The sequence below is a fragment of the Lachnoanaerobaculum sp. MSX33 genome (assembly GCF_000512995.1).
Lineage (GTDB): Bacteria > Bacillota > Clostridia > Lachnospirales > Lachnospiraceae > Lachnoanaerobaculum.
On sequence record NZ_AZXX01000054.1, the window covers coordinates 13,444 to 39,935 of the forward strand.

At 37.4% G+C, this 26,492-nt stretch carries 25 protein-coding genes; 3 read left to right on the forward strand and 22 right to left on the reverse strand.

All coding sequences use genetic code 11. The annotated features are described in order from the left end of the window. The first annotated feature begins 10 nt into the window (after positions 1-10). Together HMPREF1495_RS04765 and HMPREF1495_RS04770 are read left to right on the forward strand one after the other, a co-directional pair. A complete protein-coding gene (locus tag HMPREF1495_RS04765; protein WP_034212523.1) occupies positions 11-1,237 on the forward strand; it encodes a dicarboxylate/amino acid:cation symporter in 1,227 nt (408 codons plus the stop codon). 226 nt (positions 1,238-1,463) lie between these two features. Further along, a complete protein-coding gene (locus tag HMPREF1495_RS04770) occupies positions 1,464-2,696 on the forward strand; it encodes a HEAT repeat domain-containing protein (protein ID WP_034212525.1) in 1,233 nt (410 codons plus the stop codon). 107 nt (positions 2,697-2,803) lie between these two features. Here HMPREF1495_RS04770 and HMPREF1495_RS04775 read toward each other — a convergent pair whose 3' ends face one another. From HMPREF1495_RS04775 to HMPREF1495_RS04855, 17 genes are all read right to left on the reverse strand, one after another. Beyond that, a complete protein-coding gene (locus tag HMPREF1495_RS04775; protein ID WP_034212527.1) occupies positions 2,804-3,667 on the reverse strand; it encodes a DMT family transporter in 864 nt (287 codons plus the stop codon). Next, entirely contained in the window at positions 3,660-5,060 is a 1,401-nt protein-coding gene (locus HMPREF1495_RS04780; protein ID WP_034212529.1) for an MATE family efflux transporter, read from the reverse strand. The genes HMPREF1495_RS04775 and HMPREF1495_RS04780 overlap by 8 nt, the downstream gene beginning before the upstream one ends. Before the next feature lie 19 nt (positions 5,061-5,079). After that, entirely contained in the window at positions 5,080-5,805 is a 726-nt protein-coding gene (locus HMPREF1495_RS04785) for a phosphatase (protein ID WP_034212530.1), read from the reverse strand. Between the two features lies 1 nt (position 5,806). Continuing rightward, complete coding sequence (locus HMPREF1495_RS04790) at positions 5,807-6,031, reverse strand: hypothetical protein (RefSeq protein WP_007595683.1); 225 nt, start codon at positions 6,029-6,031, stop codon at positions 5,807-5,809. Positions 6,032-6,109: 78 nt separating this feature from the next. Next, positions 6,110-7,054 (reverse strand): translation elongation factor Ts, encoded by a 945-nt coding sequence (tsf, locus tag HMPREF1495_RS04795; protein WP_034212531.1) that lies wholly within the window; start codon positions 7,052-7,054, stop codon positions 6,110-6,112. Positions 7,055-7,146: 92 nt separating this feature from the next. Next, entirely contained in the window at positions 7,147-7,923 is a 777-nt protein-coding gene (gene rpsB, locus HMPREF1495_RS04800) for a 30S ribosomal protein S2 (RefSeq protein ID WP_007595680.1), read from the reverse strand. Positions 7,924-8,011: 88 nt separating this feature from the next. After that, the gene (locus tag HMPREF1495_RS04805; RefSeq protein WP_198013545.1) at positions 8,012-8,641 is read right to left on the reverse strand and encodes a rhomboid family intramembrane serine protease; all 630 of its coding nucleotides are present in this window, start codon (positions 8,639-8,641) and stop codon (positions 8,012-8,014) included. Then, complete coding sequence (locus HMPREF1495_RS04810) at positions 8,641-9,051, reverse strand: HIT family protein (RefSeq protein ID WP_034212532.1); 411 nt, start codon at positions 9,049-9,051, stop codon at positions 8,641-8,643. Before HMPREF1495_RS04810 ends, HMPREF1495_RS04805 begins: the two co-directional genes overlap by 1 nt. A gap of 12 nt (positions 9,052-9,063) precedes the next feature. Continuing rightward, positions 9,064-10,410, reverse strand: a complete 1,347-nt coding sequence (locus HMPREF1495_RS04815) for an N-acetylmuramoyl-L-alanine amidase family protein (protein WP_034212533.1) — start codon at positions 10,408-10,410, stop codon at positions 9,064-9,066. Between the two features lie 172 nt (positions 10,411-10,582). After that, positions 10,583-10,852, reverse strand: coding sequence for a 30S ribosomal protein S18 (gene rpsR, locus HMPREF1495_RS04820; RefSeq protein WP_007595675.1), 270 nt, complete (start codon positions 10,850-10,852; stop codon positions 10,583-10,585). A gap of 27 nt (positions 10,853-10,879) precedes the next feature. Continuing rightward, the gene (locus tag HMPREF1495_RS04825) at positions 10,880-11,326 is read right to left on the reverse strand and encodes a single-stranded DNA-binding protein (RefSeq protein ID WP_034212535.1); all 447 of its coding nucleotides are present in this window, start codon (positions 11,324-11,326) and stop codon (positions 10,880-10,882) included. Between the two features lie 23 nt (positions 11,327-11,349). Then, positions 11,350-11,637, reverse strand: a complete 288-nt coding sequence (gene rpsF, locus HMPREF1495_RS04830) for a 30S ribosomal protein S6 (RefSeq protein ID WP_009661951.1) — start codon at positions 11,635-11,637, stop codon at positions 11,350-11,352. Between the two features lie 111 nt (positions 11,638-11,748). Next, positions 11,749-12,543 (reverse strand): response regulator transcription factor, encoded by a 795-nt coding sequence (locus tag HMPREF1495_RS04835; RefSeq protein ID WP_034212537.1) that lies wholly within the window; start codon positions 12,541-12,543, stop codon positions 11,749-11,751. Positions 12,544-12,555: 12 nt separating this feature from the next. Beyond that, complete coding sequence (locus tag HMPREF1495_RS04840) at positions 12,556-14,250, reverse strand: sensor histidine kinase (RefSeq protein WP_034212539.1); 1,695 nt, start codon at positions 14,248-14,250, stop codon at positions 12,556-12,558. Between the two features lie 35 nt (positions 14,251-14,285). Then, the gene (locus HMPREF1495_RS04845) at positions 14,286-15,941 is read right to left on the reverse strand and encodes an ABC transporter permease (protein ID WP_034212541.1); all 1,656 of its coding nucleotides are present in this window, start codon (positions 15,939-15,941) and stop codon (positions 14,286-14,288) included. Continuing rightward, a complete protein-coding gene (locus tag HMPREF1495_RS04850; protein WP_034212543.1) occupies positions 15,931-17,052 on the reverse strand; it encodes an ABC transporter ATP-binding protein in 1,122 nt (373 codons plus the stop codon). Before HMPREF1495_RS04850 ends, HMPREF1495_RS04845 begins: the two co-directional genes overlap by 11 nt. 135 nt (positions 17,053-17,187) lie before the next feature. Further along, positions 17,188-18,255, reverse strand: coding sequence for an ABC transporter substrate-binding protein (locus HMPREF1495_RS04855; protein WP_034212545.1), 1,068 nt, complete (start codon positions 18,253-18,255; stop codon positions 17,188-17,190). A 248-nt stretch (positions 18,256-18,503) separates the two neighbouring features. Between HMPREF1495_RS04855 and HMPREF1495_RS04860 the strand changes: the two genes are divergently transcribed. After that, positions 18,504-19,028, forward strand: coding sequence for a hypothetical protein (locus HMPREF1495_RS04860; protein WP_034212570.1), 525 nt, complete (start codon positions 18,504-18,506; stop codon positions 19,026-19,028). A 55-nt stretch (positions 19,029-19,083) separates the two neighbouring features. Here the strand turns inward: HMPREF1495_RS04860 and prfB are convergent. From prfB to ftsH, 5 genes are all read right to left on the reverse strand, one after another. Next, positions 19,084-20,218 (reverse strand): peptide chain release factor 2 gene (gene prfB, locus HMPREF1495_RS04865; protein WP_156912978.1). Its coding sequence is split into 2 segments (ribosomal slippage): positions 19,084-20,142 and positions 20,144-20,218, totalling 1,134 coding nucleotides; the frame shifts between segments, so codons are not numbered across the junction. 97 nt (positions 20,219-20,315) lie between these two features. Next, positions 20,316-22,052, reverse strand: a complete 1,737-nt coding sequence (locus tag HMPREF1495_RS04870; protein ID WP_007595660.1) for an ABC transporter ATP-binding protein — start codon at positions 22,050-22,052, stop codon at positions 20,316-20,318. A 9-nt stretch (positions 22,053-22,061) separates the two neighbouring features. Next, positions 22,062-23,798: an ABC transporter ATP-binding protein gene (locus tag HMPREF1495_RS04875; protein WP_034212548.1), complete on the reverse strand. Its 1,737-nt coding sequence runs from the start codon at positions 23,796-23,798 to the stop codon at positions 22,062-22,064. Between the two features lie 2 nt (positions 23,799-23,800). Continuing rightward, positions 23,801-24,430 carry a TetR/AcrR family transcriptional regulator gene (locus HMPREF1495_RS04880; protein ID WP_034212551.1) on the reverse strand — a complete coding sequence of 210 codons (630 nt, stop codon included), beginning with the start codon at positions 24,428-24,430 and terminating at the stop codon, positions 23,801-23,803. A 220-nt stretch (positions 24,431-24,650) separates the two neighbouring features. Beyond that, positions 24,651-26,462, reverse strand: coding sequence for an ATP-dependent zinc metalloprotease FtsH (gene ftsH, locus HMPREF1495_RS04885; protein ID WP_034212553.1), 1,812 nt, complete (start codon positions 26,460-26,462; stop codon positions 24,651-24,653). Positions 26,463-26,492: the final 30 nt, after the last annotated feature.

A 26,492-nucleotide genomic window follows, 5' to 3' on the forward strand; every position in this document is an offset into this window, starting at 1 on the left:
GGATTTTGATATGAAAAAGAATAGTATTTTAAACAGTCTGCCTTTCAGGCTGTTGCTTGCACTTGTAATAGGTATTGCTGTAGGGCTTTTCCTCAACAAAAATGATACAGGTGCCGTTTCTGTAGCACTGCTTAATATAATTGTGACTGTTAAGTATATTGTAGGGCAATTTATAGGATTTTGTATTCCGCTTATTATTATAGGTTTTATTGCCCCTTCAATTACAAGACTTGGCAGCAATGCGTCAAGAATACTTATAGTTGCTCTTATAATAGCCTATGTTTCTTCAATCGGTGCGGCATTCTTTGCTACAGCCTCAGGATTTTTGATCCTTCCTCATATGAGTCTGGCACCTGAAGTTGAAGGTCTTAAGGAATTACCTCAGCTTGTATTCCAGCTTTCCATACCGGCTATAATGCCTGTTATGAGTGCTCTTTTCTTCTCTGTAATGGTTGGATTGGCTGCAGCATGGAACAGAAGCGAACTTATTACCGGTGTTTTGGAGGAATTCCAAAAGGTTGTACTCAGCATAGTAACAAGATTTGTTATTCCTGTTCTTCCTGTTCTTATCGGTACTACTTTTGCAACTCTCGCATATGAGGGAAGTATAACAAAACAATTGCCTGTGTTCCTTGTTATTATCATTATGGTAATGATAGGTCACTATATATGGTTGGCACTTCTTTATCTTATCGCAGGTGCTTATGCAGGTGCAAATCCTTTGGATATAATAAGAAACTACGGACCTGCATACATGACTGCGGTAGGTACCATGTCAAGTGCCGCTACACTTTCAGTTGCTCTGGAATGTGCCAAGAAATCGGAACCGCCTCTTCGTGAAGATATGGTAAATTTCGGTATTCCGCTGTTTGCAAATATCCACCTTTGCGGCTCTGTTATGACTGAGACATTCTTTGTTATGGTAGTTTCAAAAATGCTTTACGGAGAATTCCCTTCTCCTGCAAAGATGATTTTATTCTGCCTTCTCCTTGGTGTATTTGCAATAGGTGCACCGGGAGTTCCGGGAGGTACAGTAATGGCTTCACTCGGTCTTATAACCGGAGTTCTTATGTTTGACGAGACAGGAACCGCTCTCATGCTTACCATTTTTGCCCTACAAGATTCATTTGGTACAGCTTGTAATGTAACAGGTGACGGTGCTCTGACGCTTATACTTACAGGGTATGCAAAAAAGAATAAGATAGAACCCCAAAAGCTTGGAAATATATTGGAGTAAACTAAAATATTTAAGTAAACTAAAAAATGGCTATCACTTATAGAAGCAGATTCATAAAGTGATAACCATTTTTTTATATATTTCATACGAAGTTATTGCCTATACTTTATTATTATAGTATATATTAAGTGTATCAAACTGATTATTAATTATATGAACTCTAACCGGATAAATTTACTTTTACCGGACATCATATAATTTTCTTGTGTACGAAAGGAAAAATGTTATGAGAAAAAATAAATACTTGCTGCACATTATAATTGCACTTACCGTTACAGCCTCTGTAGGTATTACAGCCTGTAAAAGTTCAACTGATGAGACAAAGATAAGTGCCGATGATTCAACTTCCTCTGTAGCAGAAGAAAATAAAGAATTGGAATCCCCAAAAAACACAAGGGATATTGACTATAAGAGTTTGACGGTAGATGATCTGACAAAAAACTTAATCGGTAAGAATGAACTTACAGATGAAGAATTTTTAGAGTTGGTATCAACTTACAGATATGTCCCCATTACTGAAGATTTAAATCTTGAAGACGGAAGCGTTACACAGCAGGCATTTTCATTGTTGGATGATAAGAATGTTAAGTATATTGCAAGCCAAAATGTACTAAAAACCTTGATAAAAAGTGAATATCCTCAACTTAGGGGTATTGCATGTGAGCTGATGGATGAATTTAACGGAGCAAAAGAGGAAAACATAGACTTGGTGAAAGAAATCCTAAAGACAGAAACAGAGCCATATGTACTTAGAAGAGCTGTAAGTGTAGTAGCATATAAAGCCGGAGAGGATCCCGAAATTGCAAAGTTCCTTCTTGATATGGCTAAAAATGAGAATCCCGGAGTAAGAGAAAGAGCAGCCTATTGGTTATGCATCGGTTCTAATAAGGACATAGAAGGAGCGCAAGATCTGGTTTTTGAACTTATGCAGGACGAGAATAAAGAAGTTATGAGAACCGCATGTGAAAAAAGCGGAGTGTTTAGAGATAATACAAAAATCACGGAGTATTTAAAAACAATACTTCTTGATGACAGTAAATACGAGCTTCATGGTATCTGTGGAAAAGCTCTTATAGACATGTGGCTTAATCCTACTTATATGAACGGTCATAATGAAACTGCTTATAATGCGACTGTTGAATATATTGAAAAGACATCAAGAAATGAAAATATACCTGAATTTACAGTGCTTAATTATTTGAGTGGAATATCTGATACGGGTTTTGAAGAATGGAAAGCACAAAATCCGTACTACAATAAGGATAAAATAATAGCTGCAATGATAGAAATTATTAAGGATCCTAATGCAAACAGTTTGGCACGTGCTTCTGCTATTGAAGTAATACATGCTCATGGAAAAAAAGAAGCCCTGGAATCTATAAAATCTGTAATCGAAGCTTTGACGGACAAAGATGCCTCATTTATAAAGGATGTTTTTTCTAAAGAGCTTACAAAATAAATCATAAACGCGACAAGGGTAAATAAAACTCAAGTCGCATTTTTTTAGCTTTATATTTCAACAGTTTTATTTAAATAATTAAAAATATCTTAGTGTAATATAAATCTCTAATTCTCTTTATTATTGTAAATCCACTTCAGTACCGCCATAGATATAATAATTGTATATCCTATAAAGCTTAATCTGTCCGGTATCTGACCTACAAATACAAATCCTAAAAGTGCCGAATATATAACCTGTGTATAGTCATATACCGATATTTCCTTTGCCGGAGCATATGTATAGGCTTTTGTAATGCAAATCTGTCCCACCATTGCGGAAAATCCCGAACCCATAAGCATTATAAACTGTATAAAGCTTGGGATGATAAAATCTATAGCCATAAGCGGTATACAGCATATGCTTGAAAAAACCGAGAATGAAAATACTATGAACATTCCCTTCACACCGCTACCGGTCATCTTTCTCACCAAAGCATATGCAATGCCCGCCATAAGTCCGCCCATGACTCCTATCATAGCTACTACAAATGCAAAATTTGCACTTGGCTTTACTACAAATATCGCGCCTATAAATGCTACTACCGTAGTTAGAATATCCATCATAACCGGTTTTTCTTGTAAAATTATAAAACTTATCAGTATTGCAAAAAAAGGACTAAGTTTATTCAATATAGAGGCATCTGCTATATTCATATGGTCAATTGCATAGAAGTTACAGATAACACCGATAAATCCACAGGTTGACCTGATAAATAATAAAATCCAATTTTTTCTTCCTATATTTTCCCACTTATAACCGCTTTTTATAAGCATAAAGAATGCTACAAAGGCTGCAATCAGATTTCTGAAAAACACCTTTTCAAATGTGGGCAGTTCTCCCGCCATTCGCACAAAGAGTCCCATCAGGGAAAAACCGAATGCAGCTCCAAGTATGTACAATATTCCTATCTTTTTATTATATTTATTCATAATGAAATTTTTCTCTTATCTCTTTTTCTCTAAATACTTCTCTTAATACATTTATGCAATATAAAAATCCGGGTATAAGAAACATATCCGCAACTATCCATGCCAGAGGTGATGCCATACATGCCGCCACAAAACCAAGATGTGGAACTGCCACAAAACCTATAAAGCCTCTGGCAAACATCTCACATACTCCCGACAATATGGCAAACATAGGAAATCCCATACCTTGAATGGAGTTTCTCCATACATTAACAAAGATAAGTGCAAAATAAAATCCTGAATTCCACAAGAGGAATATCCTTGCCCTTTCTATTACATCCGTCTTTGTTGCATCAATGAAAAACTTGGGCAATTCTCCACCGATAAATATCATTAAAACAAATACTATTGCAGAATATATTATTCCTATTATTGTAGCTACTCTTACACCTTCCTTTACTCTTTCAAGCTTTCCGGCACCTACATTTTGTCCGCAATAAGTAGCCATGGTCGCCCCAAGAGCATCTGTTACAGCCACACAGAAGCTGCTTATCTTACTGCCTGCCGTTACCGCGGCTACAACCACAGCTCCCAGTCCGTTTACTGCAGCCTGCAATATTACAGAGCCTATGGCGGTGATTGAATACTGCAATCCCATAGGGATGCCCATGGACAATAATATCTTTATATGCCTTGAGGATACTCTGCCCTCTCCCGATTTAAGCTTTAATATATGAAACCTTTTAACCATAAATATCACACATAGTATTCCCGATACCAGCTGTGATATAACTGTTGCATAGGCAGGTCCTGCCACTCCAAGTCCCATAAACTGTATTGATACAATATCCAGCACTATATTAAGCAATGCCGCCACTATAAGAAAATACAGCGGAGTCCTTGAATCTCCCAATGCTCTTATAATACTTGCCGTCAAATTATAAAGATACATTACAGGAATGCCTGCAAATATAACAATAATATATATATAGGCTTCGTCCAGAATTTCTGCGGGTGTATTTGTAACTACAAGTATTAACCTTGTAAGCAGACAGACTATTGCAGTAAGAACTACGGAGAAAAATATTCCCATATATACCGCATTCATAGTGAATCTTCTCATCTCACTATAGTCTTTTGCACCGAATTTTTGTGCTATAGGTATGGAAAACCCTGCCGTATTTCCAATAACAAAGCCGTTTACCATGAAAAAGATGGCACCTGTGGAACCCACAGCTGCCAATGAATTAACACCCAGATACTTACCTACCATTACCGCATCCACCATACTGTAGAACTGCTGGAATAATGTTCCTATAAGCATGGGTATAGCAAATGCCAATATAAGTTTTAAAGGTTTTCCACAGGTCATATCTGTGATTCCCTGTGATTTCTTTTGTATATTTTCTTCCATAATTACCTCAAAACAGCATTTACATTTCGTCAATACTCTTGTTTAAAACCAATTTCAGTTTTTCCATACTGTTATTTAATATAAGTTCCTGTGGGAAATCCATTTCTCTCAATAATATATCGCAATTTCTGAAATCACCTACCGAATCGGCATAATGACTGTCCGTATTGCATATGACATTTGTACCGTACTTTCTTGCGGCTTCAAGCATCTTTATGGCATTTTCTCTTCCGTTTTGTCTGGCCGAACTTGGATTTAGAGATGAATTGTTAAGCTCCAGAACTATTCCTCTTTTCTTTGCCTCTTTTGCAAGCTCATCATGATCTATCGGGTATCTTCCGTCATCCGGATGTCCTATAATCTTTACAAAGCGATTTGACATTGCACCGAAGTATGCATCCATATTCTCCTGTAAGGTTCCCGGATTTATGCAAATGGTATGTAGACTGGCTATAACATAATCAAGTCTTCCAAGAACATTATTATCTATATCCAGATTGCCCTTAAAATCTATTATATTTGCCTCCACTCCTCTCAAAATCAAGACATCCTTAAACCTTCTCGGAATTACTTTGAAATTCATAAAGTAGATGTTTTTGCATGAACCAGGTACAGCCTCACTGTGATCTGAAAAGCCATATGCCAAAAGTCCTTTTGCAGCCGCTTCTTCCATATTTTCTTTCAATGTGGAGTATGCATGACCGCTGGCGATTGTATGCGTATGCAAATCAAATAAAAAGTCCATATTATTTCTTAAAAAGGTCTCCAATCTTGTCCATAGCGCTTGAGATTCCTACTTTAGCTATCTGTGTCTTTACACCTGCAACAACAGAATCAAGCTGACCGTCAGGTATATCGATACCTGTAAGTCCTTCTATTGTCTTCTCAGGATCCTTTGCAAGGTTTGATAAAAGTTCAGGATCCGCCTTTGCCTTGTTTATTATATCTGTTACTATTTTTGTGATATCCATATTTTCTCCTTTTTGTACAACTAAAGCCAAGATTATATAAAGTATCTTGGCTCCGGTTAAATATATTATTGATTTATATTAGTTTCCTGACATCTGCTTTGCAACTTCTTCTGCAAAGTTCTCGCTCTTCTTCTCAAGGCCTTCACCTGTCTCGAATCTGACAAATCCCTTGATAGAAATGTTTGCATTGTTTGCCTTAGCAACTTCTGCAACATAAGCAGCTACAGACTGCTTGCCGTCTGCCGCCTTAACATACTGCTGGTCAAGAAGACAAATCTCTTTAAGCTCCTTCTTAATTCTACCCTCGATCATTCCCATGATAACCTTCTCAGGCTTTGAAGCCTCCTTAGGATCGTTCTTGATCTGAGCTAAGAGAATCTCTCTCTCCTTTGCAAGGTACTCTGCATCAACTTCCTTGTCTGAAGTATACTTCGGATGAAGTGCTGCAACCTGCATTGCAACATTCTTAGCCATCTCTTTGATTTCATCGTTTACAACATCAGTTGTAACATCTACAAGAACACCGATCTTTCCACCGGCATGAATGTATGAAACTACACAACCGGCATTCTCTTCTATCTTCTCAAATCTTCTGATAGACATGTTCTCGCCGATGATTGAGATCATGCTTGAGAGCTTCTCAGCTACTGTAAGGCTTGGATCAAGATCCCACTTCTCATTCAAGAACTCTTCTGTATTGCTTGCAGTTGTCTTTAATGCCTGTGCTGCAACCTCTGCAACATAAGTTCTGAACTTCTCATTCTTAGCAACGAAGTCTGTCTCTGCATTAACCTCAAGTACAACCGCTTTCTTAGCATCATCGCTTACACAAACATCTACGATACCTTCAGCTGCTATACGACCTGCCTTCTTCTGTGCTCCTGCAAGTCCCTTCTCACGAAGGAAGTCAACTGCCGCATCCATATCTCCATCAGTTGCAGCGAGGGCCTTCTTACAGTCCATCATTCCTGCGCCTGTCATCTCTCTTAACTCTTTTACCATTGCTGCTGTTACTGCTGCCATTGTAAAACCTCCTAAACATTTATAAATATGACAAGTTGCAAAGCGGTAAAAACCCTCTTTGCAACCCGTCTATAACTCAAATCTCTTTAAAATTAGAACTGTCTGTCGTCCAATTCTTCCTTATCAGGTGCAAATGTCTCACCCTCAAGTGAATCATCGGCAACGTCTTCTGATGTTGAAAGGATCTCACCCTGATTTGCCTCGATAACTGCATCTGCCATCTTAGCTACGATAAGCTTTACAGCACGGATAGCATCATCATTTCCCGGGATAAGGTAATCAAGCTCATCAGGATCACAGTTTGTATCACAGATACCGATAAGTGGAATACCTAAAGTATGAGCCTCCTGAACACAGATTCTCTCCTTCTTTGGATCTATAATAAATATAGCGTCAGGAATGTTCTTCATATCCTTGATACCGCCGAGGTTCTTCTCAAGCTTCTCCCATTCCTTCTTTAACTGGATAACTTCCTTCTTTGGAAGTAAATCAAATGTACCGTCTTCGCTCATCTCTTCCAACTGACGAAGTCTCTTGATTCTTGACTGGATTGTCTTAAAGTTTGTAAGCATTCCACCAAGCCATCTCTCGTTTACATAGTACATTCCGCAACGCTCTGCCTCTTCCTTGATAGCATCCTGTGCCTGCTTCTTTGTTCCTACGAAAAGGATCTTTCCACCATCCTTAGCTATGTCTGACATAGCATTGTATGCTGTATCAACCATACCTACACTCTGCTGAAGATCGATAATATGGATACCGTTTCTCTCTGTGTAGATATATGGAGCCATCTTAGGGTTCCATCTTCTTGTCTGATGTCCGAAGTGAACACCTGCCTCAAGTAACTGTTTCATTGAAATAACACTCATTGTTTTTCTCCTTTGGTTTTTCTTCCATCAAGCTTAAGAAAAGGACCTATGGCACCTCTTTCCCTATTCACTTGATGTGCTTATTTAGCTATAAAATTCTATCATAATATTCATCAGATTGCAACTCTTCTTTTTTATTACCATGATACAAAACCAGACATAATATAAATCCCGCCGCGGCACCTGCCACATGTGCAGCATTGTCCACACCTGTAGTCCTGAATCCTGTATAAAGCATAAGTGCAAGAGAGATTGCTATCTGTTGTACACTCAAATCCTTTATTCTTCCTCTGTTTACAAGTAAAGCATATAAAAGCGCTCCCACTATACCGAATATCGCACCTGAAGCACCTGCACTTACAGCCACATCACCTGTATAATTCTGAAACCAGTCAGAACCTATATTTGCAAGTATACCTGAGAGCATATATATAATGAAGAATCTCACATGCCCCAGTATATCCTCAAGTTTTCCTCCAAGAAGTACCAAAATAAGCATATTATTGACGATATGTTCTATTCCGAAATGCATAAACATGGAAGTTACAAGTCTGTAATGCTCACCGTTTTTAATGTTCTCCGGAAAAGCCGCACCGTATTTGAGCATAACCATGGTACTTTCCGAGCCTCCATGGGTTTCAAGAAAAATGAAATATATAATATTTACAATGATAATGCCGATCGCAACATAATTTTTCTTACCTATTCCAAGTTCCATTATCTTATACACTCTGCTATTTTCTTTGCTGTCTCTTTTTGTACTTCCTTATCCGACTGTCCCGGTACCCAACTTACAATACTTGAAGCGTCATCATATCTCGGTATAAGATGTATATGACAGTGGAAAACCGTCTGACCTGCGCTCTCCCCTGTATTTGCCAGTGTGTTAAATCCTGTAGCTCCAAGAGCCGCCATAGATGCCTTACCCAGTTTTGCAGCCAAAACAATTGCCTTTCCGGCTATATCCTCACCAAGTTCCGTGATATCTCTTGCATGTGTCTTCGGCAATATAAGCATATGTCCCTTGCTTGCAGGTGATAAATCAAGTATCACCTTAAAATTGTCGTCTTCAAAAACTGTATCTGAAGGAATCTCCCCGTTGGCTATTTTACAAAAAATACAATCCATATTTACCTCACTTTAATCATTATTAGTCCACTCAGGTTCCTGCGGTGTTTCAAAAGTTCCCTTTATATTTGTATCACCGTCTATTGCCACAAGTACTCCTACCGAATTGGTCTTATACTCCACCTTGTCTGCATCTTTTACTTTTCCGTTTGATACTATCTTACCTGATGAGTTCACCACATAGTTTGTAGTACCGCTTCCGCTCTCATTCGGCACTGCAAAAACCTGATACTTTAAGGAATCATTTGCTTTTACAAGTCTTCCCTTGTAGTAAAGCTTGTGGTCCTTTGTGCCTGTCAGCCCCTTACCTGTTGAAGTCTGGAAAAAATACTCCTCCGACTTGCCGGTTCCGTCCTTTATCGTTTGCTTACCTTTCATAAGATAGCATTGTGACTCATTTCCGAAATAGTATGCCGAATATGTATTCCCCTGGTAAACCTTTTGAATACCGTATACAGGTGTGCCGTTTTTATTAAACAGATACTGATTTCCCTTTATTTTTTGCAAATCACTTGCATACAATTTTTCATTCTTTGATGCAACAGGCTCCCCTGTAGATGAAAAGTAGAACCATTCAACAGTATGATTGTACTCTCCTAGGAGCTCCTCAGGCGGTTCTATGGAATACCAGCCTGTTCTTAGAGTTCCGTCCTCATTCATATACTTGAAATTTTTGATGGTAGGATTTGAACCTCCGGAAGTCTGTACCCAGCCTGTAACAAGCTCTCCGTTCTCATTGAAAGCATATCTTACACCGTCTATCTTCTTCTCACCGAATTTTGATCCGTTTGTCAGTACGGGTTTAAACTTCTTTCCTGTATTTGTAAAGTAGAACCACTTTTCATTCGAGGATGAATTCGGCCCTGTTCCTCTTTCTCCCTCATCATTTGGCGGCATAAGTTTATACCAGCCGGTCACCATGGTTCCGTCACTTTTTATATAGTAGTTGTCATCAAGTATCCACCCGGTAAGCATCTTTCCGTCTTCATCAAAGTAATAATATTGATTGTTTATGCTCTTCCAATTGCCTTTGACCGCCTTACCTCCGGCCTGAAAATAAGCCCAGTAATCCTCACCTCTGTCCTTTAGTTTTCTCCAGCCTTCCACTATAAGCCCCTGATTGTCAACATAGTATTTGTCATCGTCCACCCAGCTGTCAGTTGCCATAACGCCTGCATCATTTAAATAACGCCATTTGTCATCTGCACCTTTTCTCCACTCATTTGTTATTTTATTATTATTTTTGTCCAGGTAAGTCCAGTCTGAACCGGATTTTACCCAGCCTTCGGCATATGCACTTAAAGGCGTTACCAAAAGTAAACCTAAAGCCAAAACCGGTAAAAGTATTTTCTTTTTCATATTCTACTCCATATAGTTTATGCTCGTTAAAGTTTATTTAATTCCATACACTCTTTTGTATCATATATTATACACTACAAGGTTGTATTTTTCATTACATTTACCTTAACTAACGCAAAAAACCCGTCTCTGTCTTAGACAAAAACGGGTTTTGTTATATTTTTTGTAAATTTTATTCTACAACGTAAGGAAGAAGAGCTATATGTCTAGCCTTCTTGATAGCTACTGTGATTTCTCTCTGATGCTTAGCACAGCTTCCTGAAATTCTTCTTGGAAGGATTTTTCCTCTCTCTGAAATATATTTTCTAAGAGTTGCCACATCTTTATAATCAATAGCCTTTTCCTTATCACTACAGAATGCACAAACTTTCTTTCTCCTGCGTAATCCGTTAGCAGGTCTTCTTCTAGAGCCTTCTGCTCTGTCAGCCTTGTTAAATGCCATGATAAAGTCCCCTTTCTTAATTTTAACCTAGTTAAATGGTAGACCCTCGTCATCAACTCCGTCCGGAATATTCATAAATCCGTCTGTACTCGCTGATGCCGGTGACGGTCTTGTAGAAGCCTGATAGCTGCTTGAGCCATCGCTTGCTCCCTTACTGTCTGCAAATTCCTGAGTATCTATAATGACCTCAGTTGTATAAACTTTTTGACCTTCTTTGTTGGTATAACTTCCTGTCTGAATACGACCTGAAACCAATACTCTCATTCCCTGTCTAAAATATCTCTCTGCAAATTCGCCGGCTTTATCAAATGCAACACATGGTATAAAGTCTGCGTTCTGCTCAGATGGGTCTCCACGTTTGAAACCTCTGTCTACCGCAAGTGTATATCTTGCAATTGCCATAGATCTCTCACCACTTGAATATCTTACTTCCGGGTCTCTTGTTAGTCTGCCCATTAATATGGCTCTGTTCATACAATCTCTCCTTTATATTAAGCTTACTGCTTAACGACTAGGTATCTCACAACTGATTCCATGATACGAACATTTGCCTCTAACTCGTTAGGACAATTGTTATCCTCTGACTGGAACTTAATGAAATAGTAGAATCCTTCTTTTTGTTTGTTGATGTCATAGGCAAATCTCTTCTTACCCCAATCATCGACATTTACAATGCTTCCACCAAATCTTGTGATGTAGTTTTGAACTTTCTCCAGAGCTTCCGCTCTTGCATCATCTTCAAGCTTACCATTAAGCACTAATGCTAATTCATATGTACTTGTCATTTCTTACCTCCTCTTGGTCTCTGGCCTTTGATATCGATATCAAAAGCAAGGATTATGTGTCACAGTACTTAATAATATCATAGTTCGATTTTTATTGCAAGCGATAAATCATTATCTTTTTGCTTTGTTTTTTTGATACTCCGAAGGACTTAAAGAGGTGTATTTTTTAAATACGGTACAAAAATACTTGTAATCACTGAATCCTACTTTGCATGATATTTCGTATATCATAAGATCGGTTTTTTCAAGATAAGATATCGCCTTTTTTATTCTGTATTGACTCAAAAGGTCAACAAAACTTGTATTAAGCTTTGTCTTTAACTTCCTACTGATATAACTGTTACTTACCTTAAGCTCGTCCGCCACATCATTTATACTCAGCCTTTCTGTATATTTACTTTGTATAATATTATAAACCGAGCTTATAATAGCATCTGAGCTTTCTCCCGCTTTTAAAAATATTTTCCAGTCGTCTTCCTTTTCTATTATCTTATCCTTTACACTTTCCTCTATCTTTTTTTGCCTGTTCTTTTTATTTATTTTATCGGTTATTGATTTTAACAATTCTACAAGCTCGTCCTCGTCTACAGGCTTTAATAAATATCCTGACGCACCGAATTCTATTGCACTTTTGGCATAACCGAATTCCGCATAGCTGGTAAGAATTATACTGAAAAAATCCTTGCCTTGCTTTTTGGCATTTTGTATCATTTCTATTCCGGTCATCTTCGGCATCTTAATATCACTGATAACTATATCAGGATTAAGCTCAAGTATCATATCAAGCCCTTCATTGCCGTCCTTTGCAAGCCCCACTATATTACATCCGTAATCCATCCAATCAAAGGAAATAGCAAGACCGTTTCTTATAATCTCCTCATCTTCAACTATAATGATCTTATGCATATCTCACTCTCCCTATTTAAAAATTTCCGGCAACACCAAAACAACTTCCGTACCTTTACCCGTTTCACTTTTGATCTCAAGCCCGTATTCACTACCGTAGAGAAGTTCTATTCTCTTGTGTACATTGTAAAGTCCTATATGGTCCGAAAGATTGTATTTCTCCTTTAAATTAACCACCAATTCTTTTAATAAATCTTTTTCTATACCTACTCCGTCATCCCTTACTGTTACATACACTTTTCCGGATTTGATATAAGCAGATATACCAACCTTTAAAACTTCCACATCTTCACCGAATCCATATTTAACGGCATTTTCCACAATGGGCTGAATCACCATCTTCGGTACACTTACCTCTTTGACATCCTCAGAAATATTGTCATTAAACTCAAGCCTTTCACCGAATCTCACCTTCATTATCTCTATATATCTTTTGGCAAAATCAAACTCTTCCTTGAATCTGACTGTATCTACCGTATTTTGTATGCTGTATCTTAAAAGCTTTGACAAGTTTACTACCGTCTTATCTGCAACCTTCGGATTAAATTTCACCAGATATCTTATAGACTCAAGTGTATTGAATAAAAAATGCGGATTGAACTGCGATTCCATCATTTGAACTATCGCCATATTATTTTCCAGAGCCATTTTATCATGTCTTTCTATAAGATGCCTTATACTCCCAAGCATCATATTAAAAGAATGACCTATGGATTTAAACTCGTCATCAGATTCAATATTCAAATTTATATCAAGTTTTCCATCCTCTACCTGCTTTAGAGCATCTATAAGTTGATATATTATTGCAGTCTTTTTTGCCGAGAATTTACCTGCACTTGATGAAATTGCCGCCGCCATTATAATTGCTATGGCAATTATCAACAGCAGCATTATTACGCTTATATTAAGATAAGTGCTGCAATCTGTAATCACATATATCCACGTATCTGCATAATCAACCTTATTCCTTGAAATATAGATCAGTTCTCCGTCATTAAAGATCAGCCCTCTTCTGTCTCTGAAATTTTTAATAATCTTATTCCTGTCATCCACAAAACGCTTTGAATTACTAAATAGCACTCTATGAAATTTATTTACAAGCAAAACCGTACTGTTTGTATTGTTAAAAACAGCGTCAAGATTTTTAAGCTCCAACTCATATGTACAAAGCCCTGCAAATTCATTATCTCTCACAATAGGCTTTACTATAAGATATGAAGATATTGGAGGATTTTCTGTTCCGTTACCACCATAAATATATATTATACCGGGGCTCTCTCCCCAAAAGTTTGATTTGCTTCCGTCTATCTGATATTTTATGAGGTCCTTTTTATTATCACTTCTTTCCGTGCTGAATAACATATCAAACTTTTTATCAAAAATATAAAATTGTGCCTTTATATCCTTTTGATTTATGAAGTTATATACACCTTCTATTATCTCAACTTTGTATTGGTTGTTGTTTTTAAAAAGTTCTATATCAATCTCATTTGCAACATGATTTGTATTTTCAATGTAGCTGTTTAAAACAACCTCAAGCTTTTCTTTTGAGTTTAGTGAATATGTATTATTATTCCTATATATATTTACAAATGCAATTGAAATAAATCCAAGTGTACATATTATGCATAAAATAAAACAGGGTGTAAGCGCATGAACTATAAGACTCCTTTTTAACTCTTCTTTAAAACTTATCTTTTTATTCATAGCTTACACCCTTTATATCCTATATTATATTTTTATTACATTGTAACATCCTTGCTTCCGGATACCTTGAAGAATACCAGAAGTGATATTACTGTTGTCAATGTCAATATACTTGCAAGTGCCGCCGCCGGGCCGTAGCTTGCTCTTATTACTTCATTGTAAATAGCTACAGACATTGTCTTAGTCTTTGAAGTATATAACATAACTGAAGAACTCAACTCATTTATTATTGTAATCCAGCTCAAAATAGCACCGGATGCCACTCCCGGAAGCATCATCTTTGCAGTAACCTTTATAAATGATTTAGCAGGAGTATCTCCCAAACTTACAGCAGCCTCTTCCATACTTGGGCTTATCTGATAAAGTATAGCAGAGCTTGACCTCAATGTATATGCCAACCTTCTTATTACCAATGATATAATTATTATAAACGCCGTACCTGCAAGCATCAAAGGCTTATGATTAAATGCAATCAAAAGAGTTATACCGAGAACCGATCCGGGTACAATATAAGGGAACATTGCAATACTGTCTATAGCTGAAGTAAGTACACTTCTTCTTCTGACTGTAAGATATGCTATCAACATTCCCAAAGTTATAATTATTACAATTGCAAAGAAACAGAATACATATGTGTTTGTAACTGCTGCCAATGCTTTATCGGCAACCTTTTTATAGCTTCCCAATGAAAATCCGTCCACAAACACCTGCATCTTTGTCGCCTTAAATGATGTATATACCACCATAGCCTGCGGAATTATAGAAAGACCTGCAAGCAGATATATGTACACATAAATAAGTACTTTAAAGATTCCCTTCGGTTCCTTCGGCTGTATAGGTCTTATCGAACTCATTGTAAATGATTTTGTATTTATATACCACTTTTGTAAGAAGAATACCAAGGCGGTTATAATTATCATTATAGTAGCCATACAGGCCGCAAAGTTTGCAGACCCTCCCGACTCACCTACGAACTCCGAATAGACAAGAGTAGGCATAACTCTGTATCCCTCACCTATAAGTGCCGGTGTTCCGAAATCCGCCATACAGTTCATAAATACCAAAAGTGCCGCCGCAACAAGTGTCGGGGTTATAAGAGGCATAATAACCGTAAATACCTTTTTAAGTCCACCACAACCTAAACTCTCTGCCGCCTCTGAAAGGGCAACGTCTATCTTTTTTAATGCCCCCGATACATAGATATAGATAAAAGGATAGAGCTTAAGAGAGAATACAAGTAACATTCCTGCAAATCCGTATATTGAAGGCATATTTATGCCAAGTGCTTTTTCCAAAAACTTTGTAACACTTCCGTTTCTTCCAAGCAAAAGTATCCATGAATAAGCACCGATAAAGTTAGGACTCATCATTGATATAATAAACAATACCTCTAAGATTCCCTTTCCCTTTATCTTATAAAAAGACATAAAATATGCTAAAGGAACTCCTATCAAAACAGCTATTACAGTTACACTGATTGTAAGCTTAAAGGAATTTATAAGTGCACTTGTATAATATTTCTTTGAAAAGAACTGAATGTAGTTCATCAAAGACCATACACCGCTTTTACTGTCTTTAAAACCGTCTAAAAAAAGGCTTAGTAAAGGATAAATAAGGAAAATCGCAAAAACTATAATTATTAATAACGTAACTATATTCCAGAAATCTAATTTAATCTTCTTATTCAGCATACTTTACCACATCCTTTATAAGACTCTTTTCCATATCCTTTGTAAATATATTGATTTTCTTCTTGTTCGGAAGCAGTTTTATACTTTCTCCCTCATCAAATATTCTGTCCGCCTGACCGAGGTCTTGAGAGTATTCAATACTTGGCTGATTATCAAGTACCATACCGGGTGCAAACTCAAGGAAATAGTTGGTATATTTTCCAAGGAAAACTCTGCTTAGAATCTTACAATCAATTCCGGTTTCAGAAATAGAAAACTCCTCAGGTCTTACAGATATTACTACTTCTTCTCCATCCTTGGCTTCACTTGATATATTGTCCATAAATATACTGTATCCGTCATTAAATACTACTTTGTAGCCTCCATCTGCACTCTTTAGAGTTCCGTGGAAAAGATTTGAATGTCCGATAAATGTTGAAACAAATGCATCATAAGGTCTGGCATAGATATCCTGCGGACTGCCTATCTGTCTGATAATACCGTCTTTCATTACAGCTATTCTGTCCGATATCGCAAGCGCCTCTTCCTGATCATGAGTTACATATACTGTAGTTATTCCTATCTGCTTTTGTACATCTCTTATGGCACTTCTCATTTCTATTCTAAGCTTTGCATCAAGATTTGAGAGCGGCTCATCCATTAAGAGCACCTGAGGATGTATAACAATCGCTCTTGCAAGTGCAACTCTTTGTTGCTGTCCGCCTGACAACCTCTCAGGCAGCCTGTCCTGATACTCTTCTATCTTTACTATCTTGAGTATCTCATCCACTCTTTGTTTCATCTCTGCCTTAGGTACTTTTCTTATCTTAAGTCCGTACTCTACATTCTGTCTTACTGTAAGATGCGGGAAGATCGCATAACTTTGAAAAACCATTCCTATATTTCTGTTTTGTGCCGGCGTATCATTTATAACTTTATCGTCAAATGCTATTGTACCGCCCTCTATTGAGTTAAATCCCGCTATCATTCTAAGTAATGTTGTCTTTCCGCAGCCTGAAGGTCCAAGCAGTGTGAAAAACTCTCCGTTTTTTATAGTGGTGGACAGATCCGGTATTATTGTTATATCACCATATTTTTTTACAACATCTTTTACATTTATACTAACGCTCATCTTTTTCTCCTGATATATAGTTATTCTTTCCGGTTAAAGAAAGAGCTGCCGCCAACACAACTCTTACAAGCTATATCTAAGTCTCTTTAGCTTTTACTTGTATTGTTCTGTATTATGCAGCAGCTTTTCCATAATTTATTTTGTAAATATTTCTTTGAACTTATCCAACCATTCGGACTTATGCTCAGCTGTATTGGTCTCATCGTCAGTGATAACCTTGATTTCACTCATAGGCTTCATGGCATCACCTGCTTCAACGTCTTTTCTGATACTTCTACGATACTGTGTATTATTCATAAATTCCTGTGTCTCTTTACTTGTCAACCAGTCAAGGAAGATCTGAGCACTTCTCTCATTGGCACAGTTCTTTATTATATATGCACCGTCTCCTCTAAAGATAACACCTTCATTCATGTATACCACTTTTACAGGCGAACCTGCTCCTACATACTGTGCAGCACCCTGCTCAAATGTAAGTCCTACCGTATACTCACCGTCCGCTACTCCCTTATAAACTGCTGATGAACCTCCAAGAAGCTTTCCGTCCAGCTGGTCTACAAGCTTTTCTACATAGTCCCAACCCTTATCAGGATCACCGTTACCCATAGCGTACAACATATTAACAAGGTGCTCAAATGATGAAGATGACGCTGACGGTTCTGCAAAAGCTATCTTTCCCTTAAGCTCAGGATTTAATAAATCCTCATAGCCTTCAACCTTTATATCTCCTATCAAATCTGTGTTTACCATGATTACAGAAGGTATTGTATCAAATCTTGTAAGATTGCCCTCTTTATTCTTGTACTCATCATAGAATGCATCTTCATTTGCACATTTATAATCCGCAAAATACTCACTCTTATTCTTTACTGTACCTATTGTTCCGGACCACAGTACATCCGCCTGCGGGTTATCAGCCTCTGTCTCGATTCTTTTAAGAGCATCTCCGGTTCCCATTGCAAGGCACTCCGCCTCTATTCCAGTTTCCTCTTCAAACTTTGTAATCATCTCGTCGATCATAGACTCGGTCAAAGGACTGTATATAACAAGCTTTCCTGTTTCTTTAAGATCCCCGTCCTTTGTATCCTTGCTTTCAACCTTAGCATCGGAACTTGCCGTTCCCTCGCTCTTTTGACCTGAACAAGCCATAAGACTAAAAGCAGTCATAGCTGCCAAAGATATTGCAATTACTTGCTTTTTCATAAATATTCCTCCGTTACGTAAAACTTATATAGTGATTATATCTTTATGAAAAAGTAAAATAAACCCAATAATAAGTCGATATATCCAAAATTCTGAACAAGATAAAAAGAATAACATATTAAGGAATTTAGGTGATGAAAATGAGAGAAGAATATGATATAAGTATCTTGAAATATCCCGGAATTAAATTAGATACAATATTAAAAAGCTACAAAGGGGTGATTTTGATTAAAAGTAAGGAGAACTTTATGAATCAATACATTTGTAATTATCGGACTATCGAAGATATATCTACTACAGATATCAGTTTTTTACCGTCAGTCTATAATTTTTATAAAAATGATATTATTGTGCCGAAGAAATCACTTGATGATATGATTTTACTGCTTTCCAAAGATTATGGTCTGACTAAAGTATTATATAGTGAACTTGACAGGATGACTGCGGAGTCAGCCATATCATTGATTAATTATAATACCCGCGAAAACAATCTGAATATTCCTACTAATGATATTTGGCAACTTCCACAAAATTTGTCGACTTCCCGCTTTTATAAGGATTTTTATGAGAGATTTGTAAAAATCGGAGATTCTCCTAAGATTATATTGATTTATATACCGGATAAAGATTACTTTATGTCCAATTCATCCTTTTTTGAAACTGCAATTTATGTTTATAGAGGAATAAACGAAGATGATTTTAATAAAAAAGGGCCTGAATATAAGCATTATCTCAACAGTATGTTTTTATTGAGCGAATCTCTAAAAATGTAATATTAAAAACCGACCGTGAAAACATTTTTTCACAGTCGGTTTCTTTATTCCTGACTTATTCATCTCCCGCATTTCTTGCAGGGCAACCGAGGCTCTGCCATGTAAGATATGCAATAATAAACTTATCAATATCTCCGTCCATCACGGCACTTACATTTCCGCTTTCCGCTCCGGTTCTGTGATCCTTTACCATTGTATATGGCTGCATTACATAGGAACGAATCTGATTTCCCCAGCCTATGTCCTTTACATCACCTCTGATATCCGAAAGCTTCTCGACATTTGCCTGCTGCTTTAACATAAAGAGCTTTGCCTTAAGCATCTGCATAGCCTTGTCCTTGTTTTGGAACTGGCTTCTTTCATTCTGACATTGTACCACCACGCCTGTAGGGATATGTGTGATTCTTATGGCTGAAGAAGTCTTGTTGATATGCTGACCGCCGGCACCTGATGAACGATAAGTATCTATTCTCAGATCATCCGGGTTGATATCCACGTCAAGGTCTTCTTCAATATCAGGCATGATATCACAGGACACAAATGATGTCTGACGCTTTCCTGCCGCATTAAAAGGCGAGATACGCACAAGTCTGTGCACACCATGCTCACTTCTAAGATAACCGTAGGCATTTAAACCGTTTATCTGTAATGTGACAGACTTTATACCTGCCTCATCACCTTCAAGCATATCAAGAACTTCTACACTGTAGCCTTCCCCGGCGGCCCACCTTGTATACATTCTGTAAAGCATTGAACACCAGTCACAGGACTCGGTTCCGCCTGCACCTGCATTAAGTTTCATGATGGCATTTGAAGAGTCATATTCACCTGTAAGAAGTGTAGCTATCTTAAGTTCATCTATTTCTTTTGTAAACGCTTCAAGCATACCTTCTATCTCAGGTGTAAGGCTCTCATCATTTTCCTCATAGCCCATCTCTATAAGGACTCCGATATCTTCGTATTCGGACTTTAACTTATTATATTTTTCGACAGTATCTTTGAGCTGTTTTGCCTCTCTTACTATCTTGGTACTCTCCTTCGGATCATCCCAAAATGTAGGCTCTTCCATAGCACGATCAAGCTCAATTATCTTTTTTTCCTTACTGTCTAAGTCAAAGTGAATCCCTCACTTCCAGCAATATTTTTTCGTAGGATTGTAGTGTGGTTTTAAAACCGTCTAATTCTACCATTTGCTCACCCACTTTCATTATTTTCTAAATATCCAAACGAATATCAACGACATTATATTAAAGTTTGGGGATTATGTAAACAGAAAGCTTCCATACCCTATGCTATCTTCCAGCTTACCGCCAATTCTCTGGCATTTATAAATGTTTTGTAAATTCCTTCCTGCTTTATCAGCTCTTCATGCTTTCCTTCCTGTACTATTTTGCCCTCATCTATAACCACTATCTTATCCGCATTTCTAACGGTCTTTAATCTGTGGGCTATCATTATTACCGTCTTTTTTCTGGTAAGTTCCTCTATAGCCTGCACAAGTTCCTTCTCATTCTCCGGGTCCACATTTGCGGTGGCTTCATCAAGTATTATAATAGGCGCCGATTTCATCATAGCTCTGGCTATTGAAATCCTTTGCTTTTCTCCACCTGAAAGAGAGGCTCCTCCCTCTCCTATCACAGTATCATAACCCTTGTCAAGTTTCATTATAAAATCATGGCAGCATGCCTTCTTTGCCACTTTTATTACCTCATCCATACTTGCATCCGGATTTCCAAACCTTATATTATTTGCAACAGTGTCCTCAAACAGATAAACACTTTGAAAAACAAAGCTGAAGTTTTTCATCAGAGAGTCCATACTGTAATCACGCACATCCTTGCCTCCAAGCTTTATACTTCCGCTGTTGACATCCCAAAATCTTGCCATAAGCCTGCATAATGTGGTCTTTCCGCTTCCGCTGGGTCCTACTATCGCAGTTGTGGTTCCCTCCTCTATATGCAAAGATATATTATTTATAATCTTTCTTTTATCGTATGAAAAATCAACATCTTCCAAATCTATATTATAGTTTTCAGGAACTATATCATCTCCGTTTATATCCATAGGATCTATTTTTAAGATGGAATTAGCCTTTTCTATAGCTATATTTACACTTCTTATAAGAGCCGAGAAACTTCCTGCACTGTCAAGTGCCGAATACATCATAAAGGCACATATAAGCATCATAATACAGTCTTCAAGACTCATACTGTTATTTATATAAAAATATATGGAAACCGCCACCAGACATACACCTGTGGCCTTTGTAATAATTGTCTGCAATGCCATAAACGGAAGCAGTCTTTTTTCCATTTGAAAGTTTACATTTGAAGCATTTTCTATAGCCTCTGTCAATTTTTTATTTTCTCCTCCATACAGTGAATATGATTTTATCTCAGACATACCCTGCACATACTCCAGCACTGAGGAAACCATAGTTCTGTCCGCATTGTCCTTACTTTCAGATACACTGAGAGCTCTGTACTGCAGATATCTGTTTGTAGCCAAAAATATAAGTAAACCGGTAACAGCTATAAGAGCAAGACGATAATCAAAGGTAAACATCATGCAGATTATAAGTAAAGTTGTAAGAAGTCCCTGAGTGGTCATCATAACTACCTTGGTCGCAACATCAGCCAAAGCCTCCATAGTATTTGTCGTAACCGAGGTAATATATCCCAGACTGTTTTCATTAAAATATCCCATAGGAATATATCTCATATGCTCCGCAATCTCTATACGCTTATTTGCACATGTACCATATCCCGCCTCTGTCTGCAACATTGTGGTTTTTGCTTTTACTATTATGGTAAAAACTATACTTATAAGTAAAATTCCCAAACTTATATAGCCGGTATTTGTATTTATACTTCCCTTTACTATCGCCTTTATAACCACATAGGTTGCAGGTATACGCAAAGCCTCAAGGAAAGCCATCATTACTCCCAGCACTATAGATATATAAAATTTCTTTTTATTTACATTTCCGCAAAAATCAAAAAACTTTTTTAATACTTCTATCATACTCTTCTCCTATGCCCTGTCTTTTACTTCTATATGTGCTTCCCACATATCTTTATAAAGCTTACTGCTCTTTAATAGTTCATCATGAGTATTTGCAGCTTCCACTTTTCCGTCATTTATCACATATATTTTATCCACATCCTTTATAGTACTTAATCTGTGAGCTATCACAATCATTGTTTTATTCTGTGACAGCTTTGCCACAGCTGATTGTATCAATGCCTCATTTTCAGGATCGGTATATGCGGTAGCTTCATCCAGGATTATAAGCTTTGCATCCTTTAACATCGCCCTTGCTATGGAAATTCTCTGCCTTTCACCACCTGATAGATGTCCGCCTGCACCTCCTACAACAGTTTCATATCCGTCACTCAGATTCATTATAAAATCATGACATCCGCTTTTTTTAGCAATCTCTTCCACTTCTTTATCACTTGCCTTCGGATTTCCAAGCCTTATATTCTCTCTTATATTCAAATCAAATAAATAATTGTCCTGTGATACATAGGCTATAAATTTATTTTGCACATCTAAGGGTATTTCCTTTGTATTTATTCCACCTATTAAAATATTTCCCTCACCTGTATCCCACAGACCTGCTATAAGCTTTGCTATTGTGGACTTTCCGCTTCCGCTTGGACCTACAAGTGCCACCACATTTCCGTCATCTATTTTCATATCGATACCATGCAAAACTTCTTTTTTATGATAGCCGAAACGAACAGCCCTAAGCTCTACATCAGCATTTCCTAACTTGCGATTGAAATCTTTAGGTCTTTCCATATCTTTTTCTTCCATCACACTGCTGATTTCAGACATAATAGTGCCTACCTTGGCAAGATCCTCGGCAAAAGCCGAACATGTAATAAGAGGTGCCACGATTCCAAAAGAAAGTATAATGATAAGTACAAATACCGGACCTAAAAGGCTGCCCTTATTATAAAGATACACTCCTATCGGCAAAATTCCTACCAAGGTTGCAGGCAGCAAAGACATTGCCGTAGACGAATACCAGATACATGCCCTCATCCATTCTATAAAGCAATCAGCTCCCTCCTTGGCAGCCAGCACAAATTTATCATAGGAACTCTGCGCTTTTCCAAATACCTTTATTACCTCGATACCGTTGATATATTCCACTGCGGTATCATTTAGCACTTTTGTTTTTACTATGGTATTATTATATCTTTCATCCATATTTTTAAACATTCCCATATAGGCAATTATACCCACCGGAACAGTTATAAGGGATGCCAATGCCATTCTCCAATCCAGGAAAAACAAATAAATCACTATACATACAGGTCCTAAAATATTGGCTGTAAGCTCGGGTATCATATGTGCGAGGGTGATTTCCATGCTGTCAACTCTTTCAACTATGATATTTTTTAGTGAACCTGACGGAATATCCTTTACATATCCCAATGGAAGTTTATAAAGTTTTTCACAGAGATTTTTTCTTATGTCTCCCAACATTGCAAAAGTTATTTTATGCGAAATAAATGTTGATATATTATGAAATAATATCCTAAAAAGCCAAACAATCGTTATGACTAGACATAAATTAAGGTATATGGAATAATCCTTTACTCCCTCCAAAAGATTTACCATTATATTGCCTATTATAAAATAAGGCGCCATCGCAAAAAATACTCCAAGTATTGCCGCACTTACAGATATAATATACCATCCCCTTTTTTGTTTAATGATATTTTTTAACCATGTAAAATCATATCTTTTCTTCATACTCAATTCTCCTTCTCATGTTTTAATCCAAGTAATCTGTCCCAGCCGGCTGCAAAAAAATCCTGCAAACTGTTTACATATTCTATGGCATCATCTTTGTCAAAATCATGTGCAACGGTCTCAAAGATTCCGTTTAATAAAGAGCTTGCCAACATATGACACAAATCCACTCTTATATTCCGAACAATATAGCCCTCTTCCCTAAGCACATCCATAAATTTAATGCTGCTTTCCACCTCCATATCTACAAGATTGTCTACATAATGCTCATAACTTGAACCGAAACCATAGCATATTATCAGCTTAAAGCTGTCAAAGTATTCATATATTATATCCATTATTTCCTCCATTCCCTGCTCCGAAAAACTGTGCATGGAAGATATCTGTTCTTTAGGGGTGGAACTTCCGAACAAATCCAACTTGTTTTTAAATCCGTTTAGAAGTTTATCCGCCCCCTCTTTTACCAGAATACTGAAAATCTTGTTCTTATCGACAAATCTGCTATACAGCATTCCCGTAGTACATCCTGATTTTTCAGCAATAACTCTCATGGAAGCATTCATATATCCCTGCTCCATAAACTCTTTTTTTGCAATTTCAAGTATTTTTAATTCAATATCTGTATCTTTCATAAGCCTCCCCATTTCTTATAACACTGTTATTATAACACCGTTATAAAAAATGTAAACTAAAAGTAAGCCACAATTTTAAAATTAATGTATGTTTTTATATTTTTATAGCATTCAACATAAAAAAGAGATACGACTTTTCAGCCATACCTCTCTTTATTCATAAACTGTATAATACAAAGTATTTTTAGACAAATCGAATCTCTTTTAATTTTTCCATATATTATCTGTTTAATATCTCCATAAACTCATCACCTGTGATAGTTTCCTTCTCATACAGGAAATGAGATATTTCTTCAAGTTTTTCTCTGTTTTCCATAAGTATCTGTGCAGCCTTCTCGTGCTGAGCTTTTACCAAGGCCACTACCTGTTTGTCTATAACAGCGGCAGTCTCAGCCGAAGCCGCCAAAGAAGTATCACCTCCGAGATACCTGTTGGTAACCGTCTCAAGTGCAACCATATCAAAGTCTTTACTCATTCCGTATCTGGTAATCATAGCTCTTGCAAGTTTTGTAGCCTGCTCTATATCATTAGAAGCTCCTGTGGAAACATCTCCAAATACCACTTCCTCTGCCGCTCTTCCGCCTGTAAGAGTGGCAATCTTATTTTCAAGTTCACTCTTTGTCATCAGATAGTGATTACCCTCATCCACCTGCATGGTATATCCGAGTGCTCCCGAAGTTCTCGGAATAATGGTTATCTTGGTAACCGGTGCCGAATTGGTCTGCTTTGCGGCTACAAGCGCATGTCCAACCTCATGGTATGACACTCTCCACTTCTCGGCATCCGTCAGAATGGAATTTTTCTTTTGATAGCCTGCAATAACAACCTCAATACTTTCTTCAAGATCGGACTGATTTACAAACTTTCTTTTATCTCTGACCGCTCTCAGTGCAGCCTCGTTTATAATATTTGCAAGCTCAGCACCCGAAGCACCTGAAGCCATTCTTGCAATCAGCTTAAAATCAACATCATCCGCAATCTTTATCTTCTTAGCATGAACTTTGAGTATTTCCTCTCTACCCTTTAAGTCCGGAAGTTCTACAGGTACTCTTCTGTCAAATCTGCCCGGCCTTGTAAGCGCCGGATCAAGCGCATCAGGTCTGTTGGTGGCCGCCAAAATCATAACACCTGAATTACCCTCAAAACCGTCCATTTCCGTCAAAAGCTGATTGAGAGTCTGCTCTCTCTCATCATTTCCGCCTATCTGTCCGTCTCTTTTCTTACCTATAGCATCTATCTCATCAATAAAAACTATACATGGCGCTTTTTCCTTTGCCTGTTTGAAAAGGTCTCTTACCTTTGAAGCACCCATACCTACAAACATCTCAACAAACTCGGAACCCGACATTGAGAAGAAAGGAACATTCGCCTCACCGGCTACAGCCTTTGCAAGCATTGTCTTACCTGTTCCAGGAGGGCCTACAAGAAGGATACCCTTAGGCATTGAAGCACCTATATCCTTGTACTTACTCGGATCATGTAAGTAATCAACTATCTCGGTAAGATTTTCCTTAGCTTCATCCTCACCTGCCACATCTCCAAATTTAATTCCTTCTGAAGACTTAACATATACTTTGGCACCGGATTTGCCCATATTCCCAAACATCAAAGAGTTTGCACTGTTTTTATCAAACATTCTTTTTGAAATTCTGTTCCAAAGAAAATAGAATAATGCCAGCGGAATAATCCAGCTCAAAAGCGCATCCACAAAAGGTGAATCTTTTCTGACTATTTCACTTGAAAACTGTACTCCTGCATTATGCAGTCTGTCTGTGAGTCCCGGATCATTCATAAGTCCCGTCTTATATACCGTCTTATCATTGCTTCCTGTAAAAAGAATTTGATTTGTCTGTATATCAACTTTCGAAATCTCTTTATTCTCAGTCATGATCATAAATGTACCATAGTCTACCTGCTTTATCTGCCCTTCCTTTATAAACGGAAGTACCATAAAGTTTATTGCCGTCATTATTATCAAGACTATAAAATAATAATACAAAAACGGCCTTCTGTTTTTGGGATCATCTATCATATTACCTCCTTTTTTTGATAATGTAATCAA